Here is an 11,786-nt window from a genome sequence, read left to right as displayed (position 1 = left end):
CGACCACAATCCGTCCGGAGCAAACCGACATATGCCCACCACCGTCACCTCGCCGCAGGTAGCCGTCAACGACATCGGCTCCGCCGAGGATTTCCTCGCCGCCATCGATGCCACGATCAAGTACTTCAACGACGGCGACATCGTCGAAGGAACCATCGTCAAGGTCGATCGCGACGAGGTCCTGCTCGACATCGGTTACAAGACCGAAGGCGTCATCCCCTCTCGCGAGCTCTCCATCAAACACGATGTCGACCCCAATGAGGTCGTTTCCGTGGGTGATGAGGTCGAGGCGCTTGTTCTCACCAAGGAGGACAAGGAAGGCCGCCTGATCCTGTCGAAGAAGCGGGCGCAGTACGAGCGTGCGTGGGGCACCATCGAGGAACTCAAGGAGAAGGACGAGGCCGTCAAGGGCACCGTCATCGAGGTCGTCAAGGGCGGCCTGATCCTCGACATCGGCCTGCGCGGCTTCCTGCCCGCCTCGCTCGTCGAGATGCGCCGGGTGCGCGATCTGCAGCCGTATGTCGGCAAGGAGATCGAAGCCAAGATCATCGAGCTGGACAAGAACCGCAACAACGTCGTGCTGTCCCGCCGCGCTTGGCTGGAGCAGACCCAGTCCGAGGTCCGCAGCGAGTTCCTGCACCAGCTGCAGAAGGGCCAGGTCCGCAAGGGTGTGGTCTCCTCGATCGTCAACTTCGGCGCGTTCGTCGACCTGGGCGGCGTGGACGGTCTGGTGCACGTCTCCGAGCTGTCCTGGAAGCACATCGACCACCCGTCCGAGGTCGTCGAGGTCGGCAACGAGGTCACCGTCGAGGTGCTCGACGTCGATCTGGACCGCGAGCGCGTCTCGCTGTCGCTCAAGGCGACCCAGGAAGACCCGTGGCGGCAGTTCGCCCGCACCCACGCGATCGGCCAGATCGTGCCGGGCAAGGTCACCAAGCTCGTTCCGTTCGGCGCGTTCGTCCGCGTCGAGGAGGGCATCGAGGGCCTGGTGCACATCTCCGAGCTGGCCGAGCGCCACGTCGAGGTCCCGGACCAGGTCGTCTCCGTCGGCGACGACGCGATGGTCAAGGTCATCGACATCGATCTGGAGCGGCGCCGGATCTCGCTGAGCCTCAAGCAGGCCAACGAGGATTACCACGCCGAGTTCGACCCGTCGAAGTACGGCATGGCCGACAGCTACGACGAGCAGGGCAACTACATCTTCCCCGAGGGCTTCGATCCCGAGACCAACGAATGGCTCGACGGCTTCGAGAAGCAGCGCGAGGAGTGGGAAGGCCGCTACGCCGAGGCGGAGCGTCGCCACAAGATGCACACCGCGCAGATGGAGAAGATGGCGGCCGACGCCGCGGCCGAGGCCGCGAACGGCGGCGGCGCGTCGAACTACTCCTCGGAGAGCGGTGCGCAGGCCTCCGCCAGCCAGGCCGAGCCCGCCGGCGGTTCGCTCGCCAGCGACGCCCAGCTGGCGGCCCTGCGGGAGAAGCTCTCCGGCAACGCCTGACCGCATCAGTCAACGACTGTGCCCCAACCGGATTCCGGTTGGGGCACAGTCGTTTTCGATTAATGCCACGCCGTGTTTTTGCCTCGCGAGGGTTTCGTGGTGCCGCCGCGACGGACTTCCGGCGCTTCGGCGGGCGGTTGTGCCGCTTCGTGTGGCGCCACCATCTGGGCTGTGGTGAGCGCGACGACCTGGATTTGCTCGAGCCGCAACCCGAGCGTGGCCAGCCGGGCGATGACACCGAGCCGATGCTCCGGCAATCCGGGCCGGATCACCAGTGGCTCCCGCTCCGGACCGCGCAGGACGTACGCCCGGCGTTCAGCGTCGAATCGCACGGGCACGCCGTCCCGGATGGCCCGGTAAGCGTCCAGATCCAGCGTGCTGTGCCTGATCGGGTCGATCATCAGCGACTCGATGAACTGCTCCGCCTGTCGCAGCCACGGCTCCTGCTCCGACGGGTCGAAGTGCTCGACCCGCTGGGCGACGCGCCACCGATAATCCTCCGCCGCATGATGCAGCAGAGACCGGTGCCGCTCGATCTCCACCGCGAAAGCCACGAGCTCTTCGTGGTCCGCGGCGAATCGGTCGGGCGTCGAAGCATGGACGTCGGGCATAGTGCCCCCTATCTCTCGGGTTGCGGATTACTTTGCGTGGCAACCAGATCGACGTCCGACGCGTTCTATTGTGCCGGAGGGGTCCGACAGAAATCGGTGTCGCGAGCGCGACATGGGCTGAGGCTCAGTCGGTGTGCATGGTCGGTACGCCCTCGCTCAGTAGCCGACGGTGAAGCGGCGCTGGATGAATCGGGGTTGCTCCGCTTCGTCGAGCAGGGCGACGGCAAGGTCTTCGGCGGAGATGTCCGCGTCGCCGACGAGGAGTTGGTCGCCTCCGATGCGGAAGCGACCGGTGCGGGCGCCGGGATTGATCCGGCCCGACGAAGGGCTGAGGTACGTCCAATTGCGGTTGGACAGGCGATAGAGATGCAGGGCGTCGCGCAGGGCGCGCACGACCTCGGCGTACTCCGCCGGTACGTCCAGCACCTCGGTGAGGATGCTGGTGAAATCATCCCCGGTGTCGAGCAACTGCACGCCGGGGGCGACTTCCAGGCTGCCGCCGCCGCCCACCGCGATCAGTCGTATCCGCGGATGCCGGTTCAGCGCCGCGACCATTGCCTGAGCGCCCACCACGAAATCGCGTGCGTTGGCGATGGTGTCCGGGATGCCGTGCCCCGCGTTCACCGCGCTCACGACGACGTCGAGACCCGCGATGGCGGGCGCGATGCTGTCGGCACTCAGCCAGTCGGCCACAGCCCATTTCTCTTGTCCGCGTTCGGCGGGGAACCGCGCGGCGTCGCGCGTGAAGGCGGTGACCCGGTGCCCCCGCTGCAGTGCTTCGCTGACGACACGCGAACCGATGACGCCGGTCGCCCCGAAAACCCCGATATCCACGATCACTCCTAAGCATCGTTCAGTAACTACACGCCGTTCAGTACCGGCACGGCTGATAGTAGCCAAACGCTGTAGAGTGTCAACCGTGGCCGAGATCGTCAAAAGTCGCCGGGAGCGTCTGCGCGCGCAGACACTGGTGGATATCAAGACGATCGCCATGCGCCTGCTGGCCGAGGGGGGACCCGACGCGATTTCGTTGCGTGCCATCGCCCGCGAAATGGGGATGACGGCGGGTGCCGTATACGGCTACTACGCCACCCGCGACGACCTGATCTCGACCCTCATCTCGGACGTCTACACCGCCCTCGTCGACCGCCTCGAAGCAGCGCGCGACGTCGTACCCGCCGATGACCCGGCCGGACGCATCATGGCCTGGGGAGAAGCGGTGCGTGACTGGGCGGTCGAGCGGCCCGCCGAATTCCGGCTCATCTACGGCGACCCGGTGCCGGGGTATCAGCCACCGCCGGGCGGCCCCGCCGCGGCGGCCGAATTGCGCGCCTGCACCGGCTTGGTGGGTCTCGCGGCGGCCGCCTGGCCACACGCGGCGCAGCGGCAGGCCATCGCTGAATGTGCGTGGTCGGACTTCGACGCGGACCTGGCCGAGCACGTCCGGTCCGACTTCCCCGCGCTGCCGCCGGATGCGCTCGCTCTCGCATTGCGCATGTGGGGCCGGATGCACGGCCTGATCGCGCTCGAAGTGTACGGCCATCTTCGCCCGCAATCACAAGCTCCCGCAAAGCTTTTCCGCGCCGAGATGCTGGACTTGGTCCGCTCGCTCGCGTTGTAGTCAGCGCCTTGTGCGTGAAGCCGGCCCCACGGTCGGCGAACTCGCGCTGGATGCTCTCCTTGCGGCGCGGGCTTGTCGCCTCGGTGGGTGCCGATCCGGACCAGCTTGGCGTTCAGCTCATCGTTCACAACAGGCAACTCGGCTCGTCGATCAGTGGTGCTGGGCGGTGATGTTGAACATCCAGCTGATCCCGAATCGGTCCACGAGCGAGCCTGCCTCGTCTCCCCATACCTGCGTTTCAAGAGGCAGCGTGACGGCGCCACCAACGGACAGCTTCTCGAAGTAGTCGCGGAGTTCTCCGTCGTCGCCACCGAGGAAGACCGCAACGTTGTTGCCCGGCTGATGGGGCGGGTGGCCGGGTCTTTCATCCGGAAAGTCCCATGCCATCAACGTGTAGCCGGCAGAAGTGTCCAGACGAGAGTGCATGACCTTGTCAGCGCTCGGCGAGTCCGGTGAGCCGAAGTCCGCGACTGTTGCAACCTCCAGCGCGCCACCGAAGACCTGCTGGTAGAACTCCATCGCCTCCCGCGCGTTGCCATTGAACGTGATGCACGGATTGACCTGAGAACCCACTTGAACTCTCCTTCGTGAACTGACCGATCGGGCTGTCCGATGGCCGCCGAATCAAGGCTCCCAAAGAATCACGACGCCTTCTGTCGTGATTCTTGGTAGGACTTTGTGCGTGCGCGCCGACTGGCTGAGGTTCCGACTTATATCTCCGGTAGCGGTTTCGTGGTCGGGTAGCTGCCCGTAGCGTGCCGCAGCGGGCCGGGTGGTTTGACTCCTGAGGTTCCTTTCGCCGAAGAAGCGCACGAAGCCGCACCAGCGGATCCCCGACCAGCCAGCCCTGGGCCCGCCAGTATTCGGCCCGGACGCGCGCGCTTGACTCTGTATGTAACGATCCTTACAGTGGAGTCGTGGCCAAGAAGATCGATGTCGCGCTCGATACGAGGACCGCGCCGTCGAGGGAGCAATTTCTCGATGCGGCGGAGCGGTTGATGAGCGAACGCGGCTACGCGGGCACCTCGGTGTCGGCGATCTGCAAGGAGGTCGGCGTCGCGGCCACCTCGCTGTACTGGCATTTCGGCAGCAAGGAAGGGTTGCTGGCCGCCGTGATGGAGCGCGGGGCGGCGCGCTGGTTCGCCGGGCTTCCGCGCTGGGACGATCTGAGCGGCGACGTCGAGGAGCGCACAGCGGAAGTCCGGCGCCGCGGCGCGGCGGCGGTCACCGGCCACCCGGTTTTCCTGCGCCTGTTCTATCTGCTGGCGCTGGAGGGTGGCGCCGACCGGGTGGCGGGCGAGTTGGTCGGGCGGGTGCGCGAGCATGCGCGCGGCTACTTCGCCGAGGCGATCGCCGCGATGCTGGCGGACACGGTCGAGGCCGAGGTCGCGCGCAGCGCGTCCGATGAGCTGGCGCGGTTCGCCGTCGCCTTCTCCGACGGCTGTTTCTTCGCGACCCAGCTCGAGCCCGGCGAGGCGGACTTGCAGGCCATGTACGGCGACCTCCTCACCGCACTGCGGGCGCTGGCGCCCGCGGCGATCGTGCGGGCACGGCAATCAAAAGACAGCACTGAGCGGGAGAATCGATGACGATCGCAGCAACACGATGCGCATTGCGCGTGATGGAGCCGACGGCCGGGGAGGCACGGCGTTGAGCGATCAGCAAACCGTCCTGATCACCGGCGGCACAGGCAGTCTCGGCTTCCGGGCCGCCGAAGCGATTCTCCGCGCCGACCCGGATCGGGTCGTCGCCATCACCGGCAGGGGCGGCGCCGCGGTCGACGCGGCCTCGGCTCGGCTCGGTGACCGGGCCGTGGGATTGCCCCTCGATTTGGCTTCGCTGTCGGCTGTGCGTCGCTTCGCCCGCGGGTTCGGCGAGTTGGGTTTGCCGCCGCTGCACGCGATCGTCTGCAACGCGGGGACACAGATCGTTTCGGACACCGTGCGCACCGCCGACGGCATCGAGCAGACTTTCGCCGTCAACCACCTCGCGCACTTCCTGCTGGTCCGCGAACTTCTGCCCACCATGGCCACGCCGGGACGAATTGTGTTCGTCGCCAGCGACACCCACGACCCGACCAAGCCCACGGGTATGCCCCGGCCGGTCTACACGACGGCGTGGGACCTTGCCTATCCGGCCGACTCCGACGCCACGGCCGGCCCCGGGCCTGCCGGTCGTCGCCGATACACCACGTCCAAGCTCTGCAACGTTCTGGCGACCTATGAATTCGCCCGATATCTCGACACCGGGACGGTTCCGCCTGCCGTCACCGTGAACGCATTCGATCCGGGGCTCATGCCCGGCACCGGGCTCGGCCGGGATTATCGTGGAATCCAAGGCTGGGCCTGGCGTAATCTACTTCCCGCGCTGACGATCGTCCCGGGAATCAATGTCCATACCCCCCGCCGTTCGGCTGCCGCACTGGCTCGACTCGTGCTCGCACCCGAATTGGCCGGGACGACGGGGAGATATTTCTCCGGTCGGCGGGAGATCAAGTCCTCCGCCGAGTCCTACGACATCGCCAAAGGCGAGGATTTATGGACAACCAGCGTGGAAATCATTGAAAAGTTGTAATCCGCTGGCTTGTCGGTCATCGAGACGCAGTGTGTCGCGCACAGCAGAGTGGCCCAGCCTTGGCGAGAGGCTGGGCCACTTCGACATCGGGTTCAGCTTGCTGTGGCAGGTACCCAACGCACCGCGGGTGCGGTCGAGCGCTTCCGCGTGGCGGCGAAACTGTGCCGCGCGGGATTGATGAACGCGGTGAACCAAGAGCGACGGTGCGCGGCGAGCGCCGCCGCCACAGCAGGGATCTGAATGCAGTGCACTCGCCCCGCCCTACCCAGGCGGTGGCGACCCGTCTGGTTGATTCTGGTGCCCAATGATGTTCCTTTGCTTCGCTGGTGTCGGCCTGGATCGCCACGGCGAAGATTAGCCGAACGAAACTGCCCGCCAGAGTATTTTGCGCGAGTAATTGCCTTCGGCGTGTCGGAAAGTCGTCACCGCCGAATCGAAACATCCGGAATTGTTGCGAATCGGTCTCGGCGCAGTCACGGAACGGGCAAATGGCCGCACGCGCGGTGGAATGCAGGCCCGCAATGGGTAATCGAGCCCATTGGCCGCCGCCGGGCTGTTCGACGTGCACGGTCGGCCTCTGGTCCCTTCGCCGACCGTGTCCGGAGCCGGGTCGGGGCGGCGAAGGCCCGAGCCGGGATCGGATGCGAGACTGGTCGAATGTTACGAATCGGCCTCACCGGAGGCATGGGAGCGGGCAAGTCGACGGTGGCTGGGGTGCTCGCGGACCTCGGCGCGGTGATCATCGACTCCGATCTGATCGCCAGGGAGGTGGTCGCGCCGGGAACCGAGGGTCTCGCGGCGCTGGTCGAGGCGTTCGGCGCCGATATTCTCGCCGCGGACGGAAGTCTCGATCGGCCCGCATTGGCGGCCAAGGCATTCGGTGACGACGCCGCACGCGCGACACTGAATTCGATTACCCACCCGCTGGTCGGAAAGCGCACCGCGGAATTGATTGCCGCGGCGCCGCGGGACGCTATTGTGGTGCAAGATATTCCGCTCCTGGTGGAAAATGGTCTCGCACCATTGATGAATCTCGTTCTCATCGTCGATGTCGACGCCGAAACGCGCATTCGCCGCCTGGTCGAATTTCGCGGTGTCGCCGAAGCCGATGCGCGGGCGCGTATTTCGGCGCAGGCCACCGACGAACAGCGCCGGGCTGTTGCCGATGTGTTGCTCGACAACAGCGGCGCGCCCGGTGCGGTCGAGGCCGAGGTGCGCGGGCTCTGGGCGCAGCGGCTGGTGCCGTTCGAGCGCAACCTGCGGACCGGGACGTCCGCACGACGCGGTGCGGTGCGGATCGTGCCTCCCGATCCGGACTGGCCGGCGCAGGCGCAGCGGCTGATCGCCCGGCTGTGGGTGGCCTGCGGCGCCGCGGCGTCCCGGATCGACCACATCGGCTCGACCTCGGTGCCGGGGCTGCCCGCCAAGGATGTGATCGATCTGCAGATCACGGTGCCCGACCTGGCCGCGGCCGACGGCCTCCGGGACGCGCTCGGTGCCGCCGGGTTCCCGGTTCGGCCCGAGGTCACCCAGGACAACCCCAAGCCGACGCCGCAGGACCCGGCGGGCATCGATACCGCCCGGTGGACCAAGCGATTTCACCAGAACGCCGACCCGGGGCGGTTGGCCAACGTGCATGTGCGGGCCGAGGGTTCGCCCGGTCAGCAGTACGCACTGCTCTTGCGGGACTGGCTGCGCGCCGACGCCGCCGCCCGCGCGGAGTACCTCGCGGTGAAGCGGGAGGGCGCGGCCAAGGCAGCGGGTTTGGCCGGAGCGGAGGCGACGTCGGCCTACCTCGCTGTCAAAGAGCCGTGGTTCGATGCCGCCTATCCCCGAGCCCTGGCCTGGCGGGACAGGTAGCGGCGAGGCGGTGCCTACAGCCAGGACAGAGTGATGTCCATGGACTCCATCCAGCCCTCGAAGGTGTGGCCGTTGGCGGCGATGCCGTCGATGGCGGCGGTCGCGTGCTGCACGGCGGCCTCGGCTTCGGCGAGGGTGACCAGGCCGGCGGCATGCGCGGCGAACAATTCGTCGACGTCGAGCAGTTGGGTTTCGCGCGACGAGCGCACGACGATGTCGAGGTAGTGGTCGACGGACTTCCACTTCTTCGGCGCGACCACGCTGAATTCACCGACGTCGAGGTAGTAGTCCTGGTCGCGCCGATGGGTTGGCAGATAGTGGAAGACGGTCGCGCGGAGGAACAGCTTCGGCAGGAGCCATGACTCGATGTAGTGGAACTGCGGATGGTCCGAGGTGCGCGCCATGTACAGGCCCCATGGCTCGACGTGGTATCGCTCGACCGGGCGCACGAAGCCTTTCGGGTCCGTATTGGTCAGGTCCGCGATGTTGAAGTACTCCACTTTGGGCCGGTGCACGTCGACGAAAGGTGCCTGCGTCATGCATCAAGAATCTACCGCCGCCCCGGATGCGTCGAGCCGGATGCGGTAACCGGCTGGCTACATCCAGGTGAGCGTGATGCCCCGGGTGGCGAGCCAGTCCTCGACGCTGTGGTCGTGCGCGGCCAGCCCGTCCAGCACCGACGTGGCGCGCTCGAATGCCCCATGCGCCCGCGCGGTCTCGACGAGCCCGGCGGCGTGCGCGGCCAGCAACTCGTCGACGCCGAGGAGTTCGGCGGGGCGGCCGCGGCGCACGACGACGTCCAGGTAGTGGTCTACCGCCTTCCAGCGCTTGGGGCCGATGCGGGTGAACTCGCCGATGTCCAGGCGATAACCAGGGACCCGGTGGTGTGCCGGGTTGCGTCGCGTGACCGTGGCGCGGATCGAGAGTTCCGGTAGCAGCCAGGATTCGAAATAGTGCGAATCCGGGCCGTCGACCGCGCGCGCCATGTACAGGCCCCACGGCTCGACGTGGAACCGCTCGACCGGCCGGACGAATCCCTTGGCGTCGGTGTGGGTGAGTTCGGCGAGATTGAAGTACTCGACTCTGGGCCGGTGCGGAGCCGGAGTGGGCGGCGCGGGCGGTGCGGGCGTGGTGGCGCCTGCCATCCCGGGAACCATCGTGCGGAGATCTCTGGCGACGTACCCGGCGAGGCCGGTCACGGCGGGTGCGGCGACGAGCAATGGAATCAGACCGCTCATGGTTCATCCTTCAACATTCGAACAACCAAGCCAGGCTACACCTGGTGCGTGCCATTCGCGCAGTACCGGATAAGGTGTTCTCGAGTACGAAACCTATTGCCGTAACGGACATTTCGGACATATAGCCGATTGCGCCGAGAGCGCCGCCGCGTGCTGGGCCGTGCTCGATATCGCGGCGCGGTTACTCGCCGTCGAGCCCTTCCTGGTTGCTCCTGGCTCCGGCCCGCTGATCGGTGCTGGCGCGACGCCACTGATCAGCGGCGCGGAGCAGATCATGGCTGACCTGGATCAGGAACCGGCTCATCTCGTCCAGGCGCAGGCCGGCTGGGGTGGCCGGGCCGAGGATCGTGGCGCCTTCGCGCGCGGCGTCGGCGAGGATCTCGTTGCCGCGGGCACTGGCGACGGTCGCGCGGACCCAGACGTCGTTATCGATCACGTACCGATCGCGGCGACCCGAATCGCGGTGCCGGCGAACAAGTTCCTGTTCCTCCAGGTAGCCGACAGCTTTGGAGATCGACGCCGGGCTGACCCGCAGCCGCGCCACCAGTTCGGCACTTCCCAACCCGCCGGAGTCGGTGGTGTACAGGCACGCCAGCACGGCCGCCGGCATGTGCGGCATACCCGTGGCGGCCAGTAGCCCAGTCAGGTTTTCGATGAACTGACGCACCGATTCCGGATCGCGCCCCCGCGACGCCGCGATCGTGGACGAGGGCGGTGCCGCGGCGGTGCGCCGCCGCCGGGCGCGGCGCTCGGTCGCGCGTTGCGCACGGTCGGGCCGGTACTCGTTGGGGCCACCGTTGCGCATCACCTCTCTGGTAACCGTCGAGGTCGGCCGGTCCAGCCTCTTGGCGATCTCGGAATAGGACAGATCGGCGGCGAGTCCCTCGGCGATCGTCCGACGATCCTGCTGGGTCAGTCTGCCTCCCGGCATCCGCTACCTCCTCACAACACGACGGTGCGTAGCAGCCTGCCCAATCAACTCACTCATTGCAAGAAGTCCGATCGTTGGTTTGCATTCACCGACAAACTCATTGCAACGAATTTATCCTAATCTAGCTGCTAAATATGGCTAGACTTGCCCATCTCACAATTGACGATCCAATAAACGCACCATAGCTTTCAGTCATCGCGAAAGCCGCGAGGGAGAGCGAGGCACGACAGTGAACATCACCACCGACCACACCGCCACCGTTCAGAGCATCCTGGACCGGGCCGTCACCACCGACCACTACCCGGGTGCCTTCGCCGAAATCCGCGACGGCCGCTCGACGACGTTCCTGGCCGCCGGCGTCGCCGACACCACCACTGGCCGCCGCCCGGCAGCGCAGGATCAGTTCCGCGTCGGCAGCATCACCAAAATGTTCACCGCCACCCTGATCCTGCAACTGGCCGCGGAATACAAGCTGAGTCTCGAGGACACTGTCGAGAAGTGGTTGCCCGGTCTGGTCCAGGGCAACGGCTACGACGGCGACCAGATCACGATCCGGCAGCTCCTCGACCACACCAGCGGCATCTTCGGCTACCCGATGGACGAACAACTACTGGACTCGCACTGGAGCCCGCGGCTGCTCGAGCACCGCTTCGACACATTCACGCCCGAAGAATTGGTACGAATCGCGCTGACGCACCCGGCCTACTTCGAGCCCGGCGCGGGCTGGTACTACTCCAACACCAACTTCGTGCTCGCGGCCATGATCGTGGAACGCGCCACCGGCATGTCCTACCCCGACGCCATCGAATACCGGATCGTGCGGGCACTGAAACTCGCCGGCACCTACGCCCCCGGTGCTGACACCGGATTCCGCGGACCGCACCTGCACAACTATTCGACGCTGATGCTGCCCGACACCGACGCCCCAAGGTACGACGTCAGTGCGATGAGCCCCACCTACGCGTTCGGCGTCGGCGAGATCATCTCCACCGCGGATGATCTCGGCCGATTCCTGAGCGAATTGCTCGCAGGCCGCATCCTGCCGCCGGCCCAGCTCGAGGAGATGCTGACCATGACTCCGGTGCCGGACGGTGTCTGGCTGGACGGGTACAGCTACGGGCTGGGCATCTCGTCGGTGACGCTACCCAACGGCACCACCGTCTACGGACACGGCGGCATGATCTACGGCACGTGGTCGTACCTGTACGGGACACGCGACGGCCACCGGATCGTCGCGCAAGGCGTCAACGGTGACTGGGGCATGCCATGCACCCAGACCTTCCTCGAGCTGATGAACGCGGCATTCACAGACAAATAGCAACAGCCCGCCACCCCCGGCCGGTTCATCCACTGCGGTGAACCGGCCAACCGGCGGTCGAAGCCCTCACTTGCCACCGGATCGACGGATTCGCCGCCCGCGGACTCTGTCGGTGGGTGGGCTTAGGCTGGTGCG

General features: G+C 66.5%; 12 protein-coding genes. 6 read left to right on the top strand and 6 right to left on the bottom strand.

Annotated features, from left to right (window positions below; all coding sequences use genetic code 11):
• Positions 1-31 precede the first annotated feature (31 nt).
• The gene (gene rpsA, locus OHA40_RS04855) at positions 32-1,498 is read left to right on the top strand and encodes a 30S ribosomal protein S1 (RefSeq protein ID WP_330231870.1); all 1,467 of its coding nucleotides are present in this window, start codon (positions 32-34) and stop codon (positions 1,496-1,498) included.
• Between the two features lie 59 nt (positions 1,499-1,557).
• Here rpsA and OHA40_RS04850 read toward each other — a convergent pair whose 3' ends face one another.
• On the bottom strand, positions 1,558-2,109 hold the full coding sequence (locus tag OHA40_RS04850) for a hypothetical protein (RefSeq protein WP_330231869.1): 552 nt from the start codon (positions 2,107-2,109) through the stop codon (positions 1,558-1,560).
• 156 nt (positions 2,110-2,265) lie between these two features.
• Positions 2,266-2,943 (bottom strand): NAD(P)-dependent oxidoreductase, encoded by a 678-nt coding sequence (locus tag OHA40_RS04845; RefSeq protein ID WP_330231868.1) that lies wholly within the window; start codon positions 2,941-2,943, stop codon positions 2,266-2,268.
• A gap of 85 nt (positions 2,944-3,028) precedes the next feature.
• Here OHA40_RS04845 and OHA40_RS04840 point away from each other — a divergent pair, with 85 nt between their 5' ends.
• Entirely contained in the window at positions 3,029-3,730 is a 702-nt protein-coding gene (locus tag OHA40_RS04840) for a TetR/AcrR family transcriptional regulator (RefSeq protein ID WP_330231867.1), read from the top strand.
• Positions 3,731-3,880: 150 nt separating this feature from the next.
• On the opposite strand, the gene OHA40_RS04835 is transcribed toward OHA40_RS04840, so the two are convergent.
• Positions 3,881-4,303, bottom strand: coding sequence for a VOC family protein (locus tag OHA40_RS04835; RefSeq protein ID WP_330231866.1), 423 nt, complete (start codon positions 4,301-4,303; stop codon positions 3,881-3,883).
• Positions 4,304-4,647: 344 nt separating this feature from the next.
• Here OHA40_RS04835 and OHA40_RS04830 point away from each other — a divergent pair, with 344 nt between their 5' ends.
• The 3 genes from OHA40_RS04830 (at position 4,648) to coaE (ending at position 8,164) form a co-directional block, all read left to right on the top strand.
• Positions 4,648-5,319 (top strand): TetR/AcrR family transcriptional regulator, encoded by a 672-nt coding sequence (locus tag OHA40_RS04830; protein ID WP_330231865.1) that lies wholly within the window; start codon positions 4,648-4,650, stop codon positions 5,317-5,319.
• 61 nt (positions 5,320-5,380) lie between these two features.
• Positions 5,381-6,304, top strand: a complete 924-nt coding sequence (locus OHA40_RS04825; RefSeq protein ID WP_330231864.1) for an SDR family NAD(P)-dependent oxidoreductase — start codon at positions 5,381-5,383, stop codon at positions 6,302-6,304.
• A 657-nt stretch (positions 6,305-6,961) separates the two neighbouring features.
• Positions 6,962-8,164: a dephospho-CoA kinase gene (coaE, locus tag OHA40_RS04815; RefSeq protein WP_330231862.1), complete on the top strand. Its 1,203-nt coding sequence runs from the start codon at positions 6,962-6,964 to the stop codon at positions 8,162-8,164.
• Between the two features lie 14 nt (positions 8,165-8,178).
• Here coaE and OHA40_RS04810 read toward each other — a convergent pair whose 3' ends face one another.
• From OHA40_RS04810 to OHA40_RS04800, 3 genes are all read right to left on the bottom strand, one after another.
• Positions 8,179-8,703, bottom strand: a complete 525-nt coding sequence (locus OHA40_RS04810; RefSeq protein ID WP_330231861.1) for a DUF402 domain-containing protein — start codon at positions 8,701-8,703, stop codon at positions 8,179-8,181.
• A 57-nt stretch (positions 8,704-8,760) separates the two neighbouring features.
• A complete protein-coding gene (locus OHA40_RS04805) occupies positions 8,761-9,402 on the bottom strand; it encodes a DUF402 domain-containing protein (RefSeq protein WP_330231860.1) in 642 nt (213 codons plus the stop codon).
• Positions 9,403-9,583: 181 nt separating this feature from the next.
• Positions 9,584-10,333, bottom strand: a complete 750-nt coding sequence (locus OHA40_RS04800) for a GbsR/MarR family transcriptional regulator (protein ID WP_330231859.1) — start codon at positions 10,331-10,333, stop codon at positions 9,584-9,586.
• A 229-nt stretch (positions 10,334-10,562) separates the two neighbouring features.
• Here OHA40_RS04800 and OHA40_RS04795 point away from each other — a divergent pair, with 229 nt between their 5' ends.
• Positions 10,563-11,651 carry a serine hydrolase domain-containing protein gene (locus OHA40_RS04795; protein ID WP_330231858.1) on the top strand — a complete coding sequence of 363 codons (1,089 nt, stop codon included), beginning with the start codon at positions 10,563-10,565 and terminating at the stop codon, positions 11,649-11,651.
• Positions 11,652-11,786: the final 135 nt, after the last annotated feature.

This window comes from Nocardia sp. NBC_00508 (genome assembly GCF_036346875.1).
In the GTDB taxonomy this organism is placed as follows: Bacteria; Actinomycetota; Actinomycetes; order Mycobacteriales; family Mycobacteriaceae; genus Nocardia.
This window is presented reverse-complemented; position numbering and strand designations above follow the sequence as displayed.